Below are 22,699 nucleotides of genomic sequence, written 5' to 3' on the forward strand. Positions count from 1 at the left end.
GGCTCGGATCTGACCCAAACCTCTTGATCACCGAGGTGGGCGCGGGGGGCTGGGTAGGGTGGGGCCGGTGGAGGAGTTTGGGGTACTCGCGGAGCGGGTTGTTGAGGCTCTGCTGGAGTCGCGGCCGGGGGTTGCCACCTCGGCGGGCGATCATCGGTTCGACGACCGGCTGCCGGATCTGTCCGCCGACGCGCTGGCCGCCGATCGGGTGATGCTCTCCGACGCGGCGAACGCGCTGTCCGAACTGGACCCCGACTCGCTGGACGTCGACGAGCAGGTGGATCACGCGCTGCTCACCTCCTTCGTGGACCGGGAGCTGTTCGAGCTCACCGAGATCCGGTCGCACGAGTGGGATCCGCTGCACCACAATCCCGGTCCGCTGCTGCACCCGCTGCTGGCCCGTCCGTACGCCCCGGCCGAGGTGCGGTTGACGCAGTTGGCCGGCCGGCTCGCCGCCGTACCGGATGCCCTCGCCACCGCCCGCGCGACGCTGCGGGACATGCCGCGGATCCACGCCGAGACGGCGGTCGGGCAGTTCACCGGCACGGCCGCGCTGATCCGCGACGAGCTGCCGCCGCTGATCGCCCAGGCGCCGGGCAGCCTCGACAAGGTCGAGCCGGCGGCCACCGCCGCGATCGCCGCGCTGGAGGAGTTCGTCGCCTGGCTGCGCGTCGGCCTGGCCGCCGACGCGGGCCCCGGCCGCGACCCGCGACTGGGCCGCCGCCGCTGGGAGGCGCGGCTCTGGCACACCCTCGACACCGAGCTGGGGGCCGCCGAGATTCAGCGCCGCGCCTGGGCCAACCTGGACCGGGTCACCGCCGAGATCCGCGACGCGGCCGTCGAGCTGGTCGGTGGCCGGGCCGACGACGAGACGGTACGCCGGGCGCTGGACGTGCTCGCCGCCGAGCACCCGGACGACTCGACAATCGTCGAGCTGGCCGGGGTGACCCTGGACGAGGCGACCGACTTCGTCCGCCTGCACGACCTGGTCACCCTGGTCGACGACCGGTGCGTGATCCAGGAGATGCCGGAATTCGCGCGGGGCGTCGCCGTGGCGTACTGCGACTCGCCCGGCCCGCTGGAGACCGCGGCGGTGCCGACCTTCTACTGCATCGCGCCCACCCCGGCGGACTGGTCGGCGCTGCGCGTGGACTCCTTCTACCGCGAGTACAACGACCACATGGTCCGCAACCTCACCGTGCACGAGGCGATGCCCGGCCATTTCCTGCAGCTCGCCCACGCCCGGCGTCACGTCGGCGGCACGAGGGTGCGGGCGCTGGCCCGCTCCGGCCCGTTCGTCGAGGGATGGGCGGTGTACGCCGAGGAGCTGATGGCCGGGCTCGGCTTCGGTGGCCTGCCGGTGCGGTTGCAGCAGCTCAAGATGCAGCTCCGGATGACCATCAACGCGCTGCTCGACCAGTTGGTGCACGCCGAGGAGCTGCCCGAGGCCGAGGCGATGGCGCTCATGACCGGGCGCGGCTTCCAGGAGGAGGGCGAGGCGGCCGGCAAGTGGCGCCGGTCGCTGCTCACCTCGACGCAGCTCTCCACCTACTTCGTGGGGTACAGCGAGATGGCCGAGATCGCCGCAGCCCGCCCGGACGGGGTGTCGGTGCGCGACTGGCACGACGCGATGCTCGCCCAGGACTGCCCGCCCCCGCGCCACCTGCGCACCCTGCTGGGCATCTGACCCGGCTCGGTCGAGCCGGTCAGGAGCCGCCCGGCCGACGGTCCACCACGCCGGCTCCGGCGGGCGGGTCGAAGGCGTTCTTCTCCACCGTCTCGGAGTAACTGGTCAACGCCAGCTCCATCGGTTTGCCGTCGACCGCGCCGAGGAAGCTGCCGAGCACGCCCTCGGTGGTCACGCAGGCGCTGAAGTCGCCGTCCGAGCGCTGCACCTCGACGCACGCGGCGTGGTGCCCGGCGACTGTGGTGTCGCTCTGCTTGATCACCGCCTGCGGGTCGAGTGCGGCGGCGGTCAGCAGCCCGACCACCACCGGCGGGGTGACGAGACCCTGCCGGTTCGCCTCGGTGAAGAGCGCCACGGTGGGCTTGGTGCCCGGGGTGGGTGGCGCCACGAGCGTGCACGCCATCCGACCGCCGGTCGACGCGCAGCGGGTGACGGCGTCCGGCGTGACGGTGAGCCGCCCACCCGGGTAGGTGTACGCGGAGCGGGCCGGATCCTGCGCCTGCACGATCGCGGCGCTCTGGCCGCCGGGCAGTTGGTAGTCGGCCGAGTAGGTCAACTCCAGCGCCCGGTCCAGGCGGGCGGCGAGGTCGTTGACGAGATCCGAGCGACCCATGGCGGTGCCGGCGTCCTCGTATGTCTGACAGCCGGTGACCGTGAGCGACGCGATGACCGACACGGCGAGCATGCGGAGGGTGGTCGAGGCGGCGGGCATGACGACCAGCCTGGTGGATCAAGTCGGCGCAGCGCAAACCCGTTGCCGGTTGACGCCCGGAAATCCGGGAATGTCCGTCAGTGCGGGGCGACTCGGGTGCGCGGGCGACGCCGTGCCCGATCCCGCCGCCCGATACGCTGCGTTCAACACCTGCCTCAGCCGCACCGTCGCGGCCCACCCACGGACCGGATCACAACAACGAGGAGCGACTCAGTGGCAACCATCGAGGGAATCGTCGCCCGGGAGATTCTCGACTCGCGGGGCAACCCGACGGTCGAGGTCGAGGTCGGCCTGGACGACGGCACGGTGGCCCGCGCCGCAGTGCCCTCCGGCGCCTCCACCGGCGCGTTCGAGGCGATCGAGCTGCGCGACGGTGACGCCGACCGCTACCAGGGCAAGGGCGTGGAGAAGGCGGTCTCCAACGTCGAAGACAGGATCGTCGACCAGATCATCGGGTACGAGGCCAGCGAGCAGCGGCTCATCGACCAGAAGATGCTCGACATCGACGGCACCGACAGCAAGTCGGAGCTGGGCGCGAACGCCATCCTCGGGGTCTCCCTGGCGGTGGCGAAGGCGGCTGCCGGCAGCGCCGAGCTGAGCCTCTTCCGCTACCTGGGCGGCCCGAACGCGCACCTGCTGCCGGTGCCGATGATGAACATCCTCAACGGTGGCGCGCACGCCGACTCCAACGTCGACATCCAGGAGTTCATGGTCGCGCCGATCGGTGCGCCCACCTTCCGCGAGGCGCTGCGCTCGGGCGCGGAGGTCTACCACGCGCTGAAGTCGGTGCTGAAGAAGAAGGGCCTGTCGACCGGGCTCGGTGACGAGGGTGGCTTCGCGCCGAACCTGCCCACCAACGCGGCAGCCCTGGACCTGATCGCCGAGGCGGTCGAGAAGGCCGGTTACCGGCTCGGCACCGACATCGTGTTCGCCCTCGACGTGGCGGCCACGGAGTTCTTCGACAACGGCACCTACACCTTCGAGGGCGCCGCGAAGTCCGCCGAGGAGATGAGCACCTACTACACCAAGCTCGCCGACGCGTACCCGATCGTGTCGATCGAGGACCCGCTGGCGGAGGACGACTGGACGGGCTGGCAGACGCTGACCGCGTCGATCGGCGACCGGGTGCAGATCGTCGGCGACGACCTGTTCGTGACCAACCCGCAGCGCATCGCCCGCGGCATCGCGGAGAAGGCGGCCAACGCCGTCCTCGTCAAGGTCAACCAGATCGGTTCGCTGACCGAGACCCTGGACGCGGTGGACCTGGCCCACCGGGCCGGCTTCAAGTGCATGATGAGCCACCGCTCCGGCGAGACCGAGGACACCACCATCGCCGACCTGGCGGTGGCGACGGGCTGCGGCCAGATCAAGACCGGCGCGCCGGCCCGCTCGGACCGGGTCGCGAAGTACAACCAGCTGCTCCGGATCGAGGAGGAGCTGGCCGACGCGGCGCGCTACGCGGGCGCCGGCGCGTTCCCGCGCTACCGTTCGGCCTGAGACGTGGTCGGGAAGCCCCACCGCGGGGCTTCCCGGCAATCTCTGTAACGCATGGAGCCTCGGGGGAGGGGTGTGACGATGCAGCGCCGCACACCGGGTGGTCAACGTCCCGCCCGTCGACCGGGTCAGTCCGGCCGGCCGGGTGCTGGCCGGGCCGCCCGTGGGTCGCTCCGGGACGCCGGCGTACGCGCCGAACCGCGCGGCGCCGCCGGTCGGGCGCCGGGCGCGGTCCGGGGCGCCGAGGGCGTGCGCTCCGCGAACCGTCCGGCCGCTGCCCGGCGTACGGCCTCGGGCGGCGCCGTGAAGCGGCTCGCCGCACCCCATCCCAATCGCTTCACCGGCCGGGCCACGGTGCTGTGCGCGGTGCTGATCGCTCTCGCCCTCGCGTACACCTATCCGGTGCGCGTCTACCTGGACCAGCAGGCCGACATCGAGCGGATGGAGGCCGCCCAGGCGGCGCAGGAGGCCGAGATCGCCAAGCTCGCCGCCGAGGCCGCGAAGTGGAAGGACGACGAGTACATCACGACGCAGGTTCGGGAGCGGTTCTTCATGGGCCGGCCGGGCGAGAAGATGATGGTGGTGCTGAACGACCCGGAGGGCGCGGCCCGCGACGCCGGGAAGTCGCCCGGCTCGGGCGCCCCGGCCGGTCCGACGACCTGGTACGACACGCTCTGGTCGAGTGTGCGGGCGGCGGACAGCCAGCAGCCGGGCAAGTGAACCACCGACCAGCACACCAGGAGAGACGAGCACCGTGACTGTCGCACCACCGCCGGAGTCGGCGGCGGATTCCGTACCCCTGCCGCAGCGGGAGCCGGCCACCGAGGCCGACCTGGCCGCGGTGGCGGCGCAGCTCGGCCGGACGCCCCGGGGCACCCGGGCGGTGGCCCACCGCTGCCCGTGCGGCCTGCCCGACGTGGTGGAGACGACGCCCCGCCTCGCCGACGGCACCCCGTTCCCGACGCTGTACTACCTGACCTGCCCCCGGGCCACCGCGGCGTGCAGCCGGTTGGAGTCGGCCGGGCTGATGCGGGAGATGGCCGACCGGCTGACGACGGATCCGGAGCTGGCCGCCCACTACCGGGCCGCGCACGAGGACTACCTGGCCCGCCGGGAGGCGATCGGCGAGGTGCCGGAGATCGCGGGCATCTCCGCCGGTGGGATGCCGGGCCGGGTGAAGTGCCTGCACGTGCACCTGGGCCACGCCCTGGGCGCCGGCCCCGGCGTGAACCCGTTCGGTGACGAGACGTTGGCGCTGGTCGAGCCCTGGTGGGCGAGCGGCCCGTGCGTCGACGTGCCCTCGACCGAATGACAGCGCAGGCCGAGGGGCAGATCCTGGTGCGGCGGGCCCGCACCGGGGACGTACGGGGCATCCGCCGCTTGGTCGACACGTACACCGACGACCGGCGGCTGCTGAGCAAGGCCACCGTCACCCTCTACGAGGACGTGCAGGAGTTCCGGGTGGCGGTCCGGCCCGACGACGGCGTCGTGGTGGGCTGCGGAGCGCTGCACGTGATGTGGGAGGACCTGGCCGAGATCCGCACGGTGGCCGTCGACCCGTCCTGCCGTGGCCAGCGGATCGGGCACCGGCTGGTGGGTGAGCTGATCGACGCGGCCCGGGAGCTGGGCGTCGCGCGGATCTTCGTGCTCACCTTCGAGACCCGGTTCTTCGGCTCGTTCGGGTTCCGGGAGATCGACGGCGCTCCGGTGCCGCAGCCGGTCTACGAGCAGCTGCTGCGCTCGTACGACGAGGGTGTCGCGGAGTTCCTGGACCTGGAGCGGGTCAAGCCGAACACGCTGGGCAACACCCGGATGCTGCTGCGCCTGTGAGCGGCGCGGGTCGCCGGTTGTCGTAGGGTTGCCGGGTGACGACGCGTGTTGCGGCCATCGACTGCGGGACCAACTCGATCCGACTGCTGGTCGCCGACCTGCCCGAGAAGTCGGCCGGGCCGCAGGCCCCGCTGACCGACGTGACCCGGCGGATGGAAATCGTCCGGCTCGGGCAGGGCGTGGACCGGACGGGGCGGCTGGCGCCGGAGGCGATCGAGCGGACGCGGGTGGCGCTGGCGTCGTACGCCGCCGACATCGAGAAGTTGGGCGCCCAGCGGGTGCGGATGTGCGCCACCTCGGCCTCCCGGGACGCTTCGAACGCGGCCGATTTCACCGAGATGGTGCGGGCCACCCTCGGGGTCGAGCCCGAGGTGGTCAGCGGCGACGAGGAGGCCCGGCTGTCGTTCACCGGTGCGGTGCGCGGCCTGCCCGCCGACGCGTTGGAGCCGTTCCTGGTCGTCGACATCGGCGGTGGCTCCACCGAGTTCGTGGTCGGTGACCGGGCGGCCGGCGTGCGGTCGGCGATCTCCGTGGACATCGGCTGCGTCCGGATGACCGAGCGGCACCTGGCGGGCGACCCGCCGACGGCCGAGCAGATCGCCGCCGCGCAGGCCGACATCGCCGCCGTGGTGGACCGGGCGCTCGCGGCGGTGCCCGGCCGCGAGGCGGCCACCCTGGTCGGCCTCGCCGGTTCGGTCACCACAGTGGTCGCCATCGCCCAGGGCCTGCGGGAGTACGACCCGGAGCGCATCCACCACGCCCGGGTGTCGTACGAGGCGGTGGTCCAGGTGACCGCGGACCTGCTTTCGCGGACCAGCGCGCAGCGGCTGGAGATTCCGGTGATGCACCCGGGCCGGGCCGACGTGATCGGGGCGGGCGCGCTCGTGCTCCGCGTGATCATGGAGCGGGCCGGAATGCCCTCGGTGGTCGCCTCGGAGCACGACATCCTCGACGGCATCGCCTGGAGCCTCCAGTAGGCAACCCGCGTCCTTGATCGACTCGCTTTCCGTGAAGTCGGGGTGTCAAGGCGGCTCGGATACCCCGACATCGGCGATGTCGTGTTGATCTGAGGGTCAGTCCGTCTTCAGGTCTGGCCGGTGCTGCCGGATCCACGCTTCGACATCGGAACGCCGCCAGATCTGCCCCATCCGTAACACCTGGTGCGGTGCGGGGAAATCGCGCCGGGAAGCGACCACGGAAGCCCGAGCGCGTGAAACGCCACCGAGCATGTCTCGAATCTCCGCGATCCCCACGAACTCGCCCATGGGTTGACGGTAGGTACCAGCGATTGTTCAACGATCGGTAACAGCGACCGTGGTTGACGACCGTCTACGGAAGTAGCACGATCGGGGGATGGCAGCGTCCAGCGTCCCCCCAGTTCACGACCGCCAGCGTCGGGCGGTGCGTCCGCACCTGCCGATGCGCCCCCTCTGGCTGTGCCGGGTGTGCGCCGCCGCTTGGCCATGTCAGCCGGCGCGGCTGTTGTTGACCATGGAGTACCGACGTGACCGGGTCGGCCTGAGCGTCTACCTGGCTGGCCTGTTGTTCGAGGCCACTGCGGATCTGATCAAGCTCAATCCGAATCCGGCGCCATCCCCGGCCGAGCTGTTCGCCAGATTCGTGGGCTGGACCGCCAGGGGGGCCGAGTCTGGCCCGACCGGCCCTGGGCGTCGTGCCGCTGATCCCGCAGACCGGGACGACCCCCCGCGTTCTCGATGATCGACTCAATATCGGCGATGTCGCGGTATCCCGCTGGCCGGAAGTCCCCACATCGCCGATCTGGAGTCGATCACCCGCTCGGCGCGGCGAGGGGCGGATCGTTGACGGTACTTCGCATTGCACACTAGTGTGCAATGCGTGGACACCACACAGTTGTTGAAGGGCGTGCTCGATCTGGCCGTCCTGGCCGTCCTGAAGGAGGAGGACGGCTACGGTTACGACATCCTGCGCCGGCTCCGCGAGGCCGGCCTGGAGGAGATCGGCGACGCCTCGGTCTACGGCACGCTGCGCCGCCTCTTCGCCGCCGGCCTGCTCACCACCTACGTCGTGCCGAGCGAAACCGGCCCGCACCGCAAGTACTACTCACTCAACGCCGCCGGGCGTGACCAGTTGACCCGCTCCGGCAAGCTCTGGCGCTCGTTCGCCACCACAATGGACACTCTGCTCGACGATCGGGGGCTGGCGGCATGACCGTCACGGAGCAGGAGATCACCGACTACGTGGCGCGGGTCCGGGCCGCTCTGGCCGACCTGCCGCCCGACCGGCTCAACGAGCTGACCGAGGATCTCGCCGACCATCTCACCGAGGTCGCCGCCGAGGCCGAGGGCACCCTCGTCGAGCGGCTGGGTGAGCCGGAGACGTACGCCGCCGAGCTGCGCGCCGCTGCCGGCGTCGGCGTGGGCGGTGGGCGCAACCTCGACCAGCGGGTCGCCACCGCCGTGGTCCGGCTCCGCGGCCGGCTGCGCGCGATCGACACCCGGCTCGGCCCACCCCTGGGGTACGCGACGGCCAGCGACTTCCTCCGTCTGCTGCGCCCGGGCTGGTGGGTAGCGCGCGGCTATCTGGCGGCGATGCTGGTCACCGTGATCACCACGGGTGGGAGTTTCGGTCTGCTGCCCCGGTTCGGTGGGGAGCTGCTGGCCGGCCTGATCATGCTCGTCGGTTTCGTGCTCGCCTCGATCTGGCTCGGTCGCCGATCCGGTCAGTTGAGCCGCTGGCCACGGTCCGCCTTGCAGGTCGGCAGCGCGGTGCTTGTGGTGTTCGCGCTCTCGGCCCTGATGCAGGCCGAGAACCGGATGCGCTACGGCGACTACGGCTACGACCCGACGTCTGTCGACAACCCGTACGACCGGATCAGGGACGTCTTCGTCTACGACAGCGAGGGTCGGCTGGTGGAGAACGCCCGGCTCTTCGACGAGAACGGCAACCCGATCCGGCTCGGCTATCCGGACTGCGCCGACCCGGCCGCGGCCTACGGCAATCCGCTGCTGCGGGCCTACCCGTACTGCCCGGACCAGGCGCCCTTCGGGCCGCGAGGCCCGGGCATGCCCGGCCGGCCGACGAGCGGGCCGCAGCCGACCGGCACGTCGACGCCGAGCGAGACCCCGGCGGTTCCGACCCCTGCGCCGAGCACGGCGAGCCCGAGCGTGACGCCGAGTGCCACACCGAGTGGCGACCCGACCCCGACCGCGACGAGCTGACGGGTGATGTGAACCAGATCATGCACACGATGCTGGGAAATAGCTGAACGGACGAGGCGAGCGGGACGACACCGGAAATCAATGATCGTTACGGTGTCGTCTGCTCATCCACCCCTCGGAAGGAACCCCCGTGTCAGAGCAGGTCGCACCGCCCCCCGCGTCCGACGCCGCGCCGCAGCAGCCGGCCGTCGAGACGCCCGCCCAGCCGGGTGTCGAGACGCCGCCCCCGGCCGAGCCGGAGGCGAAGAAGTCCGGTGGGAAGAAGGCGCTCGGCATCATCGGCGCGATCGTCGTGTTTCTCGTCGTCGCCGGCCTGAAGTTCGGTCTCGGCGCGGCGATCGGCAACTTCCTGAACAAGGACGAGACGGCCGACGCCAAGGCCGGCGACTGCATCGCGGAACTGCCCGAGATCAAGGGCGACAAGGAAGAGGAGGTCGACGGCGCCAAGGTCGTCGAGTGCACCTCCACCGACGCCGCCTACAGCGTGGTCGGCCGGATCGACGGGCAGACCGAGGCCCAGGCCAAGGCCGAGACCACCTGCAACGAGTTCTTCAAGGAAGACCAGGAGGGGTACGTCTTCTACAGCATCGAGTCGGGCAAGAAGGGGTACGTGCTCTGCCTGACCAAGAAGGCCTGACCGAAAAGGTCAGACCGACCTGAGAGACCGATGACGGCGGCGGGGGAGCGTTCCCCGCCGCCGTCGGCATACCCCGGTCACCGTCCGGCGAACAGGAGGTGAATGCCACTGTTCCGGCGTCTTCCCGGCGGAGGCGCGGCATGGCAGGCTACCGGCACGTAGGACCACTGGGCGACCAGCCAACGATGACTGACCGCTAGGAGGACGGCCGATGGGCGACATGGTGAGCTACCGCAGCAACGGGGGTACGAGCGAGGGGTATCTCGCGATACCCGCCAGCGGCACGGCCAGCCCCGCCGTCATCGTCATCCAGGAGCGGTGGGGTCTAGTCCCGCACATCCGGTCGGTCGCGGACCGGTTCGCCGAGGCCGGCTTCGTCGCCCTCGCCCCGGACTTCTACCACGGTGAGACCACCAGCGAGCCGGACGAAGCGCAGCGTCTGCTGCTGGCGATGCGGATGGACGAGGCGGCGAAGGACATCGCCAGCGCCGCCGACTACCTCGCGGGGCGGCCGGAGGTAACCGGCAAGGTCGGCGCCGTCGGCTTCTGCGCCGGTGGCAGCCTCGCCCTCTGGTCGGCGACCCTCTCCGAGCGGATCGTCGCCACCGCCGGCTTCTATCCCGTGCTGCCCTGGGAGTCGATGCGCCCCGACTGGGTCGACTACGCCGGCAAGACGGCCGTCATCCACTGCTCCGAAGAGGACGGCACCTCGGCCGCTGAGGGTGTGCAGACCGCACGCCGGGCCATCGAGGAGGCCGGCGGCACCTGCCAGCTCTACGACTACCCGGGCACCTCGCACTCGTTCTTCAACGACGACCGGCCGGAGGCGTTCGACCAGCGTTCCGCCGCCAGCGCCTGGGCCCGCACCCTCGAACTCTTCCGGGCCAAGCTTGGCTGAGCCGCGTACGCCCGACCAGGTCGTCGCCCGCGCCGCGCGGGCGACGGACCTGGCCGACCTCGACGCGGCGGTCAGTGACTGTTTCGCCTGTCCACGGCTGGTCCGGTGGCGGGAGGAGGTGGCCCGCACCCGGCGGGCCGCCTTCCGCGACCAGGAGTACTGGGGTCGACCGGTGCCGGGCTTCGGCCCCGCCGACGCGCGGATCGCCATCCTCGGGCTCGCGCCCGCCGCGCACGGTGGCAACCGCACCGGCCGGATCTTCACCGGCGATCGTTCGGGCGACGTGCTCTTCGCGGCCCTGCACCGGGCCGGGCTGGCGAACCAGCCGACAAGCGTCGCCGCTGACGACGGGCTGGCGCTGCGCGACACCCGCATCTTCTCGGCCGTCCGCTGCGCCCCGCCGGACAACAAACCAACCCCGGACGAGCGGGACACCTGCGCGCCCTGGCTGCACCGCGAGGTCACGCTGATCCGGCCCACCCTGCGCGTCGTGGTCGCGCTGGGCGCGTTCGCCTGGGCCGCGTGGTGGCCGGTGCTGCGCCAGGTGTACGGGCAGCGCCCGCCCAGCCCGCGACCGGCGTTCGGTCATGGGGCACACTGGTCCGGCGCGGCCGTGCCGGAGTTGCTCGGTTGCTACCACGTCAGCCAGCAGAACACCTTCACCGGGCGGCTGACACCGGGGATGTTGGACGATGTCTTCGGCCGGGCCAAGCAGCTGGCCGAAGTGGACTGAGAACGCGTGGGGTGGTGGCGATGACGAACGGAACGCGCCCGCCCACGCCGTCCCCGGTCGCCGGGTCGGGTGTGGTCCGCCCGGTGCTCGGTCTGCTGCGTCGGTGGTGGCCGGTGGGTGCGGTGGCGGCGCTGCTCGCGGCCGCCGCACTGGCCTCGGCGCACTCGTCGATCGGCGCCAGTCAGATCCCGCCGGCCGCGGAGAACGTCCCCTGGGTGCCCGAGTACCCGACGGATATGCCGTCGCCGCCGCCGTCGATCCCGGTCGAGCCGAGGGACGCCGGCGAGGCCACCCAGGCGCACATCCCGCAGTGGATCGCCACCGTGGCGATGGCTCTGCTCGGGCTGGCCATCCTCGCGGTGCTGGGTTATCTCAGCTGGCTCCTGCTCCGTGGCGCGCTGCGCCGCACCTCGCGGGCGCTGCCGGCGCAGCGGGCCCGGCGTACGGCCGAGGGCACCGCCCGCGAAGTGGTCGCCGCCCTGGACGCCGGCCTGGTGGAGCTGGACGACCAGGCCACCGATCCCCGCGTCGCGGTGATCGCCTGCTGGGTACGCCTCGAGGAGGCCGCCGCCGCGGCCGGTGTGCCCCGGCGGCCCGGCGACACCCCGACCGACCTGGTCACCCGGCTGCTGCGGGGTGACCCGTCGACCGGGGTCCCGGCGATCGTCAGCGCCGACGTGCTGGCCGAGTTCGCGCACGTCTACCGCGAGGCCCGGTACGCCACGCGCGAGGTCGACGAGGGCACCCGCGACCAGGCCCGCGCCGCGCTGCGGCGGCTACGCGGTGAACTCACCATCGTGACGACTGGCGCTTCCGAGGTGCCGTCGTGAACCGGCCGGGGGTGGTGCGACGGTGAGCGGCAGCGCCAGCATCGACGACCTGCTCACCTTCGAGGAGGAACGGCCGAGGCAGGCCGAGCGTGAGCGGGGTGGCCGGGCCGGGCGCGTCTTGCGGGCCCTGGCCGGCAACGCCGCAGTGGTCGCCGTGCTGGTCGTCGGTCTGCGGGCGGTCGGTCTGCAGGTGTCGCTGGTGATCCTGGTGGCCGGGGTGTTCGCGGTGTCCGGGGTGCGCCGGGTCGCTGCCGCGCTCGCGCCACCACCGGCGGCGAGGTCTCGTGCTCCGCGTCATCAGTACGACGACGACGGCACCTGGAACTGGGGTGCCCGGGACGCGCTGCGCGCCGCCATCAACGGCTGGGAACTCCCGCTGGACTGGTCCACGACGCGACCCGAACGCTTCACCGGGGTCATCCTGCCCCGGCTCGCGGAACTGGCCGACGAACGGCTGCGCCTCAAGCACTCGGTGACCCGTGAGTCGGATCCCGCCCGTGCCCGTGCCCTGCTGGGCGATCGGTTGTGGACGTTCCTGGAATCCCCGCCCCGCCGCCCCCCGTCGCCGCGCGATCTCGCGGTGATCGTCGCCGAACTGGAGAACATCTGATGAACGACGTGGACCGGAGCATGCCCGCCGCCGAGGTCGGTCGCCTGGCCCGGGCCGTCCTGGACGCGGTCGGCACCGTCGTGGTCGGCAAGCGGGACGCGTTGGAGCTGGTCCTCGCCGGGATCCTGGCCGGTGGGCACGTGCTCCTGGAGGATCTGCCCGGCCTGGGTAAGACGCTCACCGCGCGCTCCTTCGCCCAGGCGCTCGGGTTGGACTTCCGCCGCCTCCAGTTCACCCCGGACCTGCTCCCCGCCGACGTCACCGGCTCCTTCCTCTACGACCAGCGCAACGGCGACTTCACCTTCCGCGCCGGGCCGGTCTTCACCAACCTGCTCCTCGCCGACGAGATCAACCGGACGCCGCCGAAGACCCAGTCCGCGCTGCTGGAGGCGATGCAGGAGAAGCAGGTCTCGGTGGAGGGCGTGACGTACAAGCTGGACGAGCCGTTCCATGTGCTGGCCACCGCCAACCCGATCGAGTACGAGGGGACCTACCCGCTGCCCGAGGCGCAGCTGGACCGGTTCCTGCTGCGGGTCTCCTTCGGCTATCCGGAGCACGAGGAGGAGTGGGAGGTGCTGCGCCGTCGGATGGGCCGCCGCCGCGAGGAGGCGGACATCAAACCGGTCGTCGACGCCGCCACCCTGCGGGCGATGCAGGCCGCCCTGGAGGACGTGGTGGTGGAGGACTCCATCGGCCGGTACATCGTGTCGTTGACCGCGGCCACCCGGGAACATCCGTCGGTGCTGGTCGGCGCCTCGCCGCGTGGCTCGTTGGCGCTGCTGCTGCTGTCCCGGGTGCGCGCGGTGTTCGGCGGCCGGGACTACGTGGTGCCGGAGGACGTCAAGGAGGTGGCGGCGCCCGCCCTGGCCCACCGGATCACCCTGCGCCCGGAGATGTGGCTGCGCCGCGTCGACCCGGCCTTCGTGGTGGGTGAGGTGTTGGAGGCGACGCCCGCCCCGGCCAGCGGCGCGCTGCCCAGCTACGCCGCCGGCGGGCTCCGGCGCTGATGACCGGCCCGACCGCGCCCGCGCCGCGATCCACCGAGCCGGAGTCGTCCGCCGGCTGGGCGCCCACCCCGGCGCTCGGTCGAGCGGTGCTGCTCGCCGGCCTGTTGCTGGTGGCGGGGGTCCTGCTGGGGCGGGTCGATCTCGTCGTGCTGGCGGCCCCGTTCGCGCTGGGCACCGCGTACGCGCTGCGCCGCCGGCCCACGACGCTGCCGCAGGTCTGGATCACCGCCGGGGACGACGGACCGCTCGTCGAGGGTGGCGAGGTGTCGGCCGCCGTCAGTGTCGGCAACCCGGACGCGGTCGACTACGACCTCGTGGTGGTGCGGTCCCGGGTCTCGCCGTGGTTGCGGATCACCCGTGCCGGTTTCGCCGGCACCGGCCCGGCCGACGACGCCCCGCCCGCCGACGCCCCGCCCGCTGCTGGCGCGTCCGCCCGCACCGGCCGCTCCGTCGCCGATCGGCCGTTCGTGACCTCAGTGCCCGCCGCCGCGGCGGTGGACCTCGAGTTGGCCGGCCGGGCTCTGCGCTGGGGCCGGCACCCGGTCGGTCCGGCCGGCGCGCGGGTCGCCACGGCGGGTGGCCTGCTGGTCTCCCGAGCGGTGTTCACCGAGCCGGTCGGGGTGCGGGTCTATCCGCGCACCGAACCGTTCGAGGCGGTGGAGGCGATGCCCCGCGCCGCCGGCCTGGTCGGCGCGCACCACTCCCGCCGGCCCGGTGAGGGCGGCGAGCTGGCCGGCGTACGGATCTTCGCCCCCGGCGACCGGCTCCGCCGCGTCGACTGGCGGGTGTCGCTGCGCGCCCGGCAGTTGCACGTGGCGGCCACCCTCTCCGACCGGGACGCCGAGGTGGTGGTGCTGCTCGACGTGCTCGCCGAGGCGGGGCGCTCCGGCGGCGTGGACGGCTCCGCCTCGGTGCTGGACACCACAGTGCGGGCCACCGCGGCGATCGCCGAGCACTACCTGCACCGGGGCGACCGGGTGTCGCTTGTGGAGTACGGGCCGGGTGCCCGCCGGTTGCGCGCGGCCGCCGGCCGCCGGCAGTACCTGACCGTCCTGGAGTGGCTGCTCGACGTGCGCGCCGAAGCGTCCCAGCACGAGCCGTACGACCAGGTCTTCGGCCCGCAGCAGCTTTCCTCGGACGCGTTGGTGGTGGTCCTCACCCCGCTGCTGGACGAGCGGTCGGCGCAGATGCTGGCGCGGCTGGCCCGCTCCGGCCGGTTCGTGGTGGCGGTCGACACGCTGCCGGCCAACCTGACGCCGCCGAAGGATCGGGGTTGGGCCGAGGTGGCGTACCGCCTGTGGCGGCTGGACCGGGAAACCATGATCGGGCAGCTCCGGGAGCACGGCGTGCCCGTCGTGCGCTGGGCCGGCGCGGGCAGCCTGGACCAGGTGCTGCGGGACGTGGCGCGGCTGGCGACGGCCCCAAGGGTCGGTTCCCGGTGAGGATCGAGGGTGTGGGCAGATGATCGACGCGATCACCGGGCGGGTTCGGGCTGCTCAGGATGCTGTTGCACGGATCAGCGCCGTTCCGCTGATGGTCCGGGCCGCGATCTTCGTCACCGCGCTGGCCGGGCTGGCGCTGGCGTTTCCCGCCGAGGTGTTGACCGGCCGGCCGCTGCTGCTCCTGGCGGTGGCGGCGCTGCTGCCCGCGGTGGGTCCGCGGCGGCTGTGGCCGACCTTCGTGGCGCTGGTCATGGCCGGCGGCTGGCTGCTCGCCACCGACGGATACGGCCGACCGGTGGCGTTGTGGCGGCTGCTCGCCGTCGCTGCGCTGTTGTACCTGGGGCACTCCCTGTGCGCGCTGGCGGCGCTGCTGCCGTACGACGCGATGGTGGATCCGGAGCTGGTCACCCGGTGGTTGCTGCGGGTGGCGGCGGTGCTGTTGGGTACGGCCGTGCTGGGGGTGCTGCTGTTGCAGGCGGCGGGCCTGGGCGGGGAGGCCGGTCATCAGTGGGTCACCGTGCTGGGGCTGGTGGTGGCGGTGGGTCTCGTCGCGTTGCTGGGTTGGCTGCTGCGGCGTAGGTGAACCCCTGAGGCGACAGAGTTATGCAGGTCACAGGGGTTGTGTTCCGTCACAGATGGGGGGCGCGAGCGGGATTACCTGAGCCCGGCGGGGAAAGATAGATGACGTGAATCCGAAGCGGATCCTTGTGGTGGGTGCCGGGCACGTCGGTCTCTACGCGGCCCTGCGCCTGTCAAAGAAGCTCAGCTCCCGTGAGGCTGAGGTCATCGTCGTGGACCCCCAGCCCCACATGACCTACCAGCCGTTCCTGCCCGAGGCCGCGGCGGGGAACATCTCCCCCCGGCACTCCGTGGTGCCGCTGCGCCGGGAGCTGCGCCGGTGCAAGGTGGTGGCGGGAACGGTCACGCGGGTCGAGCACGACCGCAAGGTGGCCACCGTGCAGCCGATCGTCGGCCCGGCCCGGGAGATCGCGTACGACCACGTGATCGTCGCGCCGGGTTCGGTGTCCCGGACGCTGCCGATTCCGGGCCTGCACGAACAGGGCATCGGGTTCAAGACCATCGGTGAGGCGATCTACCTCCGCAACCACGTGTTGGACCGACTGGACGTCGCGGCCGTGACCCCGGATGCGGAGGTGCGCCGCTCGGCGCTGACCTTCACGTTCGTCGGTGGCGGTTACGCGGGCATCGAGGCGCTCGCCGAGATGGAGGACATGGCCCGGGACGCCCTGCGCTACTACCCGGAGCTGAAGCCGGAGGACATGCGCTGGGTGCTCGTCGAGGCCACCCAGCGGGTGCTGCCCGAGGTCGACCGGGACATGGGCGCCTACACGGTGCAGCAGCTCATGAAGCGCAACATGGACATCCGGCTGGACACCCGCCTGGAGTCCTGCGTCGACGGGGTGGTCAAGCTCTCCGACGGGGACAGCTTCCGGTCCGACACGATCGTCTGGACCGCCGGCGTGAAGCCGTCGCCAATGCTTGACGCGACGGACTTCCCGCGTGACGAGCGCCGGCGGGTCACCTGCATTCCCACCCTCCAGGTGGTCGACGGTGAGCGGGTCATCGAGGGCGCGTGGAGCGCCGGTGACTGCGCCGCCGTGCCGGACCTGACCAAGGAGCCGGGCAACTTCTGCTCGCCGAGCGCGCAGCACGCGGTGCGTCAGGCGGCGCGAATGGCCGACAACATCGTCGCGGTGATCCGCGGCCGCGAGCCGGTCAACTACAAGCACAAGCACGCCGGCAGCGTCGCCAGCCTCGGCCTGCACAAGGGCGTCGCCCAGGTGTACGGCATCAAGATGACCGGCTGGCCGGCCTGGTTCATGCACCGGACGTACCACATGAGCCGGATCCCCTCGTTCAACCGCAAGGTCCGGGTGGTGGTGGACTGGTCGCTGGCGTTCTTCCTCAAGCGCGAGGTCGTCGCCCTGGGCCAGCTGCACGACCCGCGCGAGGAGTTCGTCGAGGCATCCCAGCCGGTGGGCGCGCCGCGCGTCTGAGCAAACTGGACGAAAGGGCCCCTCCTGCTCAGGAGGGGCCCTTTCGCGATACTCGGCGTCAGACCCGCCAGATCCAGGCGTCGGCGATGCGGGTGGCCGGGCCGTACAACTGCTCCAGGGTCGCCCGCAGGCTGTCGGCGTGCGGCGCGTCGTCGGCCAGCGCCACGCAGGACGCGCCCCAGAAGTCGACGTCCCGGGCGGCCTGCCGGCGCTGCTCGTCGCCGATGGCCGGCTGGTCGCCGCGGCGGGCGACGTCGGCCAGCAAAGCCGAGGTGGGCTGCTTGAAGGTGCCCATGGCGGCGGTGCCACCGCGCCCGTACGGGCCGATGAAGAACCCCTCGGGCAGGCCGAACCCGGCGTCGGCGGCGGCTGCCCAGCGCATCGGCCACGGTTCCTTGGGGGTGGGCAGTGGCACCGGGACCAGCACACCGCCCGGGCGGACGCACTGCCGCCAGTGCCCGCCGGTGATGAACTCCGGCACGGCGGGCCGCTCGGCGGTCGGCAGTGGGGTCGGGAAGATCGGCAGCAGGGCTGCGATGACGGCGAGCGGCACCAGCCGCCGCGCCCGGCCGGTGCCGCGCAGTGCCCGGTCGACGGCCACGACGAGCACCGTCGCCACGATCGGGAGCAGCGCCAGGCCGAACCGCATCGGCAGCGCGCCGTCCACCACCGGCAACCCGGCCAGCAGGGCGTACGGGCCGGGCAGCGCGGTGCGGGTGCCGCCGAGCACCACCTCCGGGCCGAGGGAGAGCGCGCCCATCACCAGCGCCGCCACCACGCAGGCGAGCACCAGCCGGCGCCGGCCGGCCCAGACCGCGCAGGCGGCGGTGACCAGCAGCAGCGGCCAGCCGAGGAAGGTGTTGTATTCGGCGGGGCCGGTGGTCAGCCGGGACGCCTCGTCGCTGCCGGCGACCGACAACGGGGAGACCGCCCACCAGCTGCTGAGGTCGGCCGAGAAGTAGGCCGGGCTGAACATCCCGTCGGCGACGCCCTGCGGCCCGGCGAACTGGAACCACAGTGGGTAGCCGAGCACCAGCAGCGCCAGGCCGGCGGCGATCGCCAGCCCGCCGGCGAATCCGGGCAGTGCGCGCCGGGCGAGGTCCCGGTCCGCGACGGTGTAGCTGATCGCCATCACCAGCAGTGTGACGGCGCAGAGGAAGAGGACCTCCTCGCCGATGAAGACCTGCGCGGTGACGGCCGCGGCCAGCCCGGCAGCGGAGCTGATCATCCGTCGTCGGTCCGGGCCGACCGATCGGGCGCGGCCCGTCGCGTCGGGTGTCGTGGGGCCGGGGTCGGACGCGCGGAGCAGCCGGAGCACCAGCCAGACGATCACCGGCACCAGCCACTGCGCCGTCATGTGCAGGTGGCTGTTGGACTGCGAGATCATGCCCGGACCGAACCCGCACAGCCCGCCGCCGAGCGCGGCGGCGAGGCGGTTGGCGCGCAGCGTCCGGTGGAACAGCAGGTACCAGGCGAGGGCGGTGCCGGCCAGGTTGGCGGCGGCGAGCAGCGCGAAGGTGGTGGGCGCGCCGAGCAGGAGGGTGATCGGCGCGCAGACGACGCCGAGCGCGATGACAGTGGTGTTGGCCATCAGGTTGACGCCGTCCGGGGCGTTGAGCCGGTCGGTGAGCAGGTGGAAGTCGCCGAGCAGCGCCCTCGCGTCGACCGCCAGGAACCATTCGTAGAGCGTCTGGTCCTCGGGGTTGAGCGCCAACGTCCGCCCACCCGGGTCGGGCCACAGGCCGTGGGTCAGCCAGCCGGCGAGCGCCACCCAGACCACCGCGATCAGCAGATCCGCCCGGTGGCGGCGGACGGCGGCCAGCAGCCGGACGGCCCGGGGTCGGCGGTTGACCTGATCGTCGAGACGGAAGACCTGGTCAGGGGCGGCGTCGGGGGCCGTTGGGGCTGCGCTGCTCACGGCATCGACCCTAATGTGGCCAGCCCGGCGGGGTACGCCGGGTCGCCGCGGACCGGCTACGGTGACACTGCACCGTGCGTGTCGGCGCGCGGGTGCCACCCGCCCGGGTGGTGGAACGGCAGACACGGCCGCCTTAAAAGCGGCTGCCGAAAGGCGTGCGGGTTCGACCCCCGCCCCGGGCACCCAGCGGCCACGGCGTCCGCGTTCCCATCGTGATCACCAGGAGTGGGCCGGGCAGTTTACTCTTGGGGTGCACGTTCACGTGCAAACGACCCCCTGAGGGAGGCCAGACAGTGAAGACCTCGAACCCGGTGCTCGCCCGGCTCGGCCAGGCGGCCGAGCGGGAGCGCTCCGCCGGGTACGCACCGGCCGGGCCGTACGGACAGCCCGGCATTCCGCAGCAGTACCCGTCCCAGGCCGGCTACCCGGCCGCACCGCCCGCCGTGGCACCGATGACCGTCGACGACGTGGTCGTCAAGACGGTCGCGCTGTTCGGCATCCTCGGCATCACCGCCGCGGCCGCCTGGGTGCTCGTGCCCGACGCGCTGGTCGGCACCGCCTGGATCGGCGCGGCGGTCGTCGGCCTGGTGCTCGGCCTGATCATCTCGTTCTCCCGGATGGCCAACCCGGCGCTCGTCATCGCGTACGCGGTCGTCGAAGGTGTCTTCGTCGGCATGGTCAGCAAGGCGTTCGAGTCCGCTTACGACGGCATCGTGCTCCAGGCCGCCGTGGCCAGCTTCGGCATCTTCTTCGTGATGACGATGATCTACAAGGCGAAGATCATCCGGGCCACCCCGGTCTTCGTCAAGGTCATGACTTCGGTGATCATCGGCCTTGCCGCGGTCATGCTGATCAACCTGGTGCTGGCGCTGTTCGGCATCAACACGGGTCTGCGTGACGGCAGCCCGCTCGCCATCGGCTTCAGCCTCGTCTGCATCGTGGTCGCTTCGCTGAGCTTCGTGCTCAGCTTCAAGGAGATCGAGGACGGCGTCCGGATGGGCCTGCCCCAGCGCTACTCCTGGGTGGCCGCGTTCGGCATCCTGGTCAGCCTGGTCTGGCTCTACATCGAGATCCTGCGCCTGCTGAGCTACTTCCAGGGCGACGACTGATCTCGTCCGTCCCGCTGACCGGCGCCCGCTCCCGCTCTCGCGGGGGCGGGCGCCGTCGTCCGCGCCGTTTCGCCGCCGCCGCCGGGCCGTCCGGGGCAGAGTGACTGCGAGGGGTACGCGGGCGAAGGAGGCGACGGTGCGCAGCAACAACCCGGTGCTCAACCGGCTGGACGAGACCGGCCGGTTGGAGTCCCGGGTGGTCAGCTCCCGCGACGTCGAGCCGATGACCGTCGACGACGTGGTGGTGCGTACCGTCGGATTGCTCCTGCTCACCGGCGCGGCCGCCGCGGTGTCCTGGGCGGTGGTGCCCGACGCGGTGTGGTTGGGGGCGGCCCTGGCCGGCAGCGCCCTGGCCTCGATCGTGCTGGTCCTGGTCATCTCGCTGCGGGGGATCACCAACCCGGTGCCGATCGTCGGCTATGCGGTGCTCCAGGGGCTGCTGCTGGGGGTCGCCAGCCGGACCTTCCAGCAGGTCTACCCCGGGATCGTGGTGCAGGCGGTGGCCGGCACCTTCGGCGTCTTCCTCGGCATGGCGGCGCTGTACCGGGCCCGGGTGATCCGCGCGACGCCCCGGCTGGCCCGCCTGGTGATCGGCACGCTGCTCGGTATCGCCGTGCTCAGCGTGGTCAACCTGGTGTCGTACCTGATCTCCGGACGGCCGGGGCTGGCGGTCTACAGCGTCAGCGGGGAGGTCGGCTGGTTGCCGTACGCCTTCTCGGTCGTGGCGATCATCGCCGGTGCGTTCAGCTTCATCCTCGACTTCGACCTCGTCGAGCGCTCGGTGCGCGACGGCCGACCCCGCCGGTACGCGTGGCTGAGCGCGTTCGGCCTGCTCACCGGCCTGGTCTTCCTCTACTGGCAGCTGCTACGGCTGCTCAGCTACCTGCGCCGCTGAGTGGCCCGGAATGTCGGGGTCGGCGCCGGCCGTAGACTCGGCGGCGATGAGCGCAGCGGAGTTGGAGCGGGCCGTGCAGTTGCTGGTCCGCCAGGTCGGGCACTGGGAGCAGCCGCGCTGGGCGGCGGCCGCGACCACCGGCAACGTGCCCCGCGCCGACCTGATGCACCGGTTGGTGCAGGAGATCGCCAATCTGGCCGCCGACGCCGAGGGACAGCCCCGCCGGACCGTGCCCCGGCTGGACAACGACCTGGCCCTACCCGACCAGTTGCGGGTGGTGACGGCCGACCTGCTGGCCGCCGGGGCCGACGCCGAGGCGCTGGCGCGGGCCGCCGCCGAGGTGACGGCGACCCGCGGCGCGCTCTGACGTCGGGTCAGCTCAGGCGTTCGAGCACCATGGCCATGCCCTGGCCGCCGCCGACGCACATGGTCTCCAGACCGATGGTCTTGTCGTGCCACTCCAGCGCGTTGAGCAGGGTGCCGGTGATCCGGGCGCCGGTCATGCCGAACGGGTGGCCGACCGCGATCGCGCCGCCCATGACGTTCAGCTTCTCCTCCGGGATGCCCAACTGCCGGTAGGAGGGGATCACCTGGGCGGCGAACGCCTCGTTGATCTCGACCAGGTCGACGTCGTCGATGGTCATGCCGGCCCGGCGCAGCGCCTGCCGGGACGCCTCGACCGGTCCGAGACCCATGATCTCCGGCGACAGCGCGGTCACGCCGGTGGAGACGATCCGGGCCAGCGGGGTCAGGCCCAGCTCCTCGGCCCGCTGGGCGCTCATCACGACGACGGCGGCGGCGCCGTCGTTGAGCGGGCAGCAGTTGCCCGCGGTGATCCGCCCGTCCGGACGGAACACCGGCTTCAGGCCGGCCACCGCATCCAGGGTGACGCCTGCGCGGGGGCCGTCGTCGGTGCTCACCACGGTGCCGTCCGGCGTGGTGACCGGGGTGATCTCCCGGGCCCAGAAGCCGTCGGCGATGGCCTTCTCGGCGAGGTTCTGACTGCGCACACCGAACTCGTCCATGTCGGCGCGGGTCACGTCGTACACCTGGGCGAGGTTCTCCGCGGTCTGCCCCATGGTCAGGTAGATGTCCGGCAGCTCACCGGCCTCGCGCGGGTCGGTCCAGACCTCGGCGCCGCCCCGCGCGCGGCGCTTCGAGCGCTCAGCGGCCGTCGCGAAGCGCGGGTTCTCCCAGCCGCCGCCGACGAGGGCCTGCGCCTCGGGAGGCAGCCCGTCGGAGCTGCCGCGGGCGTAGCGGGAGACCATTTCGACACCGGCGGAGACGAACACGTCGCCCTCGCCGGCGCGGATCGCGTGCAGCGCCATCCGGGTGGTCTGCAGCGAGGAGGCGCAGTAGCGGGTCAGCGTGGCGCCGGGAACGGTGTCCAGACCGAGCAGGGTGGCCACCACGCGGGCCATGTTGAAGCCCTGCTCACCGCCGGGCAGGCCGCACCCGAGGTAGATGTCGTCGATGGTGGTCGGGTCGAGTTCGGGGATCTTGTCCAGCGCGGCCTGGACGATGGTCGCGGCGAGGTCGTCGGAGCGGACATCGCGCAGGGACCCCTTGTGCGCCCGGCCGATGGGGGAGCGGGCGGTAGCGACGATGACGGCGTCGCGGGACGACTCAATCGGCATGAGCCAACGTTAACCCGCCGGTAACATGGCACGGAAGAAGCA

The 22,699-nt window shown here is 72.2% G+C and carries 25 protein-coding genes and 1 tRNA gene; 22 read left to right on the forward strand and 4 right to left on the reverse strand.

The annotated features are described in order from the left end of the window. The first annotated feature begins 67 nt into the window (after nucleotides 1-67). Nucleotides 68-1,687, forward strand: a complete 1,620-nt coding sequence (locus ACFYPH_RS03175; protein WP_354854141.1) for a DUF885 domain-containing protein — start codon at nucleotides 68-70, stop codon at nucleotides 1,685-1,687. A gap of 19 nt (nucleotides 1,688-1,706) precedes the next feature. Here ACFYPH_RS03175 and ACFYPH_RS03180 read toward each other — a convergent pair whose 3' ends face one another. Beyond that, the gene (locus tag ACFYPH_RS03180) at nucleotides 1,707-2,399 is read right to left on the reverse strand and encodes a hypothetical protein (protein ID WP_387178487.1); all 693 of its coding nucleotides are present in this window, start codon (nucleotides 2,397-2,399) and stop codon (nucleotides 1,707-1,709) included. 213 nt (nucleotides 2,400-2,612) lie between these two features. On the opposite strand from ACFYPH_RS03180, the gene eno reads away from it, so the two are divergent. From eno to ACFYPH_RS03205, 5 genes are all read left to right on the forward strand, one after another. Beyond that, entirely contained in the window at nucleotides 2,613-3,896 is a 1,284-nt protein-coding gene (eno, locus tag ACFYPH_RS03185) for a phosphopyruvate hydratase (RefSeq protein WP_355132839.1), read from the forward strand. A gap of 78 nt (nucleotides 3,897-3,974) precedes the next feature. Beyond that, on the forward strand, nucleotides 3,975-4,613 hold the full coding sequence (locus ACFYPH_RS03190) for a septum formation initiator family protein (protein WP_363938802.1): 639 nt from the start codon (nucleotides 3,975-3,977) through the stop codon (nucleotides 4,611-4,613). A 34-nt stretch (nucleotides 4,614-4,647) separates the two neighbouring features. Next, nucleotides 4,648-5,205, forward strand: a complete 558-nt coding sequence (locus tag ACFYPH_RS03195; protein ID WP_354854148.1) for a DUF501 domain-containing protein — start codon at nucleotides 4,648-4,650, stop codon at nucleotides 5,203-5,205. Continuing rightward, nucleotides 5,202-5,723, forward strand: a complete 522-nt coding sequence (locus ACFYPH_RS03200; protein WP_234584104.1) for an amino-acid N-acetyltransferase — start codon at nucleotides 5,202-5,204, stop codon at nucleotides 5,721-5,723. The genes ACFYPH_RS03195 and ACFYPH_RS03200 overlap by 4 nt, the downstream gene beginning before the upstream one ends. Before the next feature lie 35 nt (nucleotides 5,724-5,758). Beyond that, nucleotides 5,759-6,700: an exopolyphosphatase gene (locus tag ACFYPH_RS03205; RefSeq protein ID WP_387178491.1), complete on the forward strand. Its 942-nt coding sequence runs from the start codon at nucleotides 5,759-5,761 to the stop codon at nucleotides 6,698-6,700. Nucleotides 6,701-6,796: 96 nt separating this feature from the next. On the opposite strand, the gene ACFYPH_RS03210 is transcribed toward ACFYPH_RS03205, so the two are convergent. Next, entirely contained in the window at nucleotides 6,797-6,988 is a 192-nt protein-coding gene (locus ACFYPH_RS03210) for a hypothetical protein (protein WP_387178494.1), read from the reverse strand. An 88-nt stretch (nucleotides 6,989-7,076) separates the two neighbouring features. Between ACFYPH_RS03210 and ACFYPH_RS03215 the strand changes: the two genes are divergently transcribed. From ACFYPH_RS03215 to ACFYPH_RS03270, 12 genes are all read left to right on the forward strand, one after another. Further along, complete coding sequence (locus tag ACFYPH_RS03215) at nucleotides 7,077-7,442, forward strand: hypothetical protein (RefSeq protein WP_387178497.1); 366 nt, start codon at nucleotides 7,077-7,079, stop codon at nucleotides 7,440-7,442. Between the two features lie 138 nt (nucleotides 7,443-7,580). Then, nucleotides 7,581-7,913: a PadR family transcriptional regulator gene (locus ACFYPH_RS03220; RefSeq protein WP_234584103.1), complete on the forward strand. Its 333-nt coding sequence runs from the start codon at nucleotides 7,581-7,583 to the stop codon at nucleotides 7,911-7,913. Then, entirely contained in the window at nucleotides 7,910-8,923 is a 1,014-nt protein-coding gene (locus tag ACFYPH_RS03225) for an HAAS signaling domain-containing protein (RefSeq protein WP_363938794.1), read from the forward strand. The genes ACFYPH_RS03220 and ACFYPH_RS03225 overlap by 4 nt, the downstream gene beginning before the upstream one ends. Before the next feature lie 130 nt (nucleotides 8,924-9,053). Continuing rightward, entirely contained in the window at nucleotides 9,054-9,560 is a 507-nt protein-coding gene (locus tag ACFYPH_RS03230; protein ID WP_363938792.1) for a hypothetical protein, read from the forward strand. A 211-nt stretch (nucleotides 9,561-9,771) separates the two neighbouring features. Continuing rightward, a complete protein-coding gene (locus ACFYPH_RS03235) occupies nucleotides 9,772-10,458 on the forward strand; it encodes a dienelactone hydrolase family protein (protein WP_354854158.1) in 687 nt (228 codons plus the stop codon). Beyond that, nucleotides 10,451-11,191 carry a uracil-DNA glycosylase gene (locus ACFYPH_RS03240; protein ID WP_355062969.1) on the forward strand — a complete coding sequence of 247 codons (741 nt, stop codon included), beginning with the start codon at nucleotides 10,451-10,453 and terminating at the stop codon, nucleotides 11,189-11,191. Before ACFYPH_RS03235 ends, ACFYPH_RS03240 begins: the two co-directional genes overlap by 8 nt. Before the next feature lie 20 nt (nucleotides 11,192-11,211). Further along, entirely contained in the window at nucleotides 11,212-12,021 is an 810-nt protein-coding gene (locus ACFYPH_RS03245; protein WP_387178502.1) for a DUF4129 domain-containing protein, read from the forward strand. 22 nt (nucleotides 12,022-12,043) lie between these two features. After that, entirely contained in the window at nucleotides 12,044-12,631 is a 588-nt protein-coding gene (locus tag ACFYPH_RS03250) for a hypothetical protein (protein ID WP_387178505.1), read from the forward strand. Further along, a complete protein-coding gene (locus tag ACFYPH_RS03255) occupies nucleotides 12,631-13,638 on the forward strand; it encodes an AAA family ATPase (RefSeq protein ID WP_387178507.1) in 1,008 nt (335 codons plus the stop codon). The genes ACFYPH_RS03250 and ACFYPH_RS03255 overlap by 1 nt, the downstream gene beginning before the upstream one ends. Further along, nucleotides 13,638-15,080: a DUF58 domain-containing protein gene (locus tag ACFYPH_RS03260; RefSeq protein WP_387178510.1), complete on the forward strand. Its 1,443-nt coding sequence runs from the start codon at nucleotides 13,638-13,640 to the stop codon at nucleotides 15,078-15,080. Before ACFYPH_RS03255 ends, ACFYPH_RS03260 begins: the two co-directional genes overlap by 1 nt. 19 nt (nucleotides 15,081-15,099) lie before the next feature. Further along, on the forward strand, nucleotides 15,100-15,663 hold the full coding sequence (locus ACFYPH_RS03265; protein WP_355062975.1) for a hypothetical protein: 564 nt from the start codon (nucleotides 15,100-15,102) through the stop codon (nucleotides 15,661-15,663). Nucleotides 15,664-15,766: 103 nt separating this feature from the next. Then, complete coding sequence (locus tag ACFYPH_RS03270; protein WP_387178513.1) at nucleotides 15,767-17,098, forward strand: NAD(P)/FAD-dependent oxidoreductase; 1,332 nt, start codon at nucleotides 15,767-15,769, stop codon at nucleotides 17,096-17,098. 58 nt (nucleotides 17,099-17,156) lie between these two features. On the opposite strand, the gene ACFYPH_RS03275 is transcribed toward ACFYPH_RS03270, so the two are convergent. Continuing rightward, nucleotides 17,157-19,016 carry a hypothetical protein gene (locus tag ACFYPH_RS03275; RefSeq protein ID WP_387178516.1) on the reverse strand — a complete coding sequence of 620 codons (1,860 nt, stop codon included), beginning with the start codon at nucleotides 19,014-19,016 and terminating at the stop codon, nucleotides 17,157-17,159. A gap of 101 nt (nucleotides 19,017-19,117) precedes the next feature. Between ACFYPH_RS03275 and ACFYPH_RS03280 the strand changes: the two genes are divergently transcribed. From ACFYPH_RS03280 to ACFYPH_RS03295, 4 genes are all read left to right on the forward strand, one after another. Next, nucleotides 19,118-19,198, forward strand: a tRNA-Leu gene (locus ACFYPH_RS03280). Nucleotides 19,199-19,309: 111 nt separating this feature from the next. Further along, complete coding sequence (locus ACFYPH_RS03285) at nucleotides 19,310-20,125, forward strand: Bax inhibitor-1/YccA family protein (RefSeq protein WP_354854173.1); 816 nt, start codon at nucleotides 19,310-19,312, stop codon at nucleotides 20,123-20,125. 136 nt (nucleotides 20,126-20,261) lie between these two features. Next, entirely contained in the window at nucleotides 20,262-21,020 is a 759-nt protein-coding gene (locus ACFYPH_RS03290; protein ID WP_354854175.1) for a Bax inhibitor-1/YccA family protein, read from the forward strand. 46 nt (nucleotides 21,021-21,066) lie between these two features. Next, the gene (locus ACFYPH_RS03295) at nucleotides 21,067-21,387 is read left to right on the forward strand and encodes a hypothetical protein (RefSeq protein ID WP_354854177.1); all 321 of its coding nucleotides are present in this window, start codon (nucleotides 21,067-21,069) and stop codon (nucleotides 21,385-21,387) included. 7 nt (nucleotides 21,388-21,394) lie between these two features. Here the strand turns inward: ACFYPH_RS03295 and ACFYPH_RS03300 are convergent, their stop codons facing one another. After that, the gene (locus ACFYPH_RS03300) at nucleotides 21,395-22,657 is read right to left on the reverse strand and encodes an acetyl-CoA C-acetyltransferase (protein ID WP_387178521.1); all 1,263 of its coding nucleotides are present in this window, start codon (nucleotides 22,655-22,657) and stop codon (nucleotides 21,395-21,397) included. Nucleotides 22,658-22,699 lie beyond the last annotated feature (42 nt).

It is taken from the genome of Micromonospora sp. NPDC005252 (assembly GCF_042872475.1).
GTDB lineage: Bacteria > Actinomycetota > Actinomycetes > Mycobacteriales > Micromonosporaceae > Micromonospora.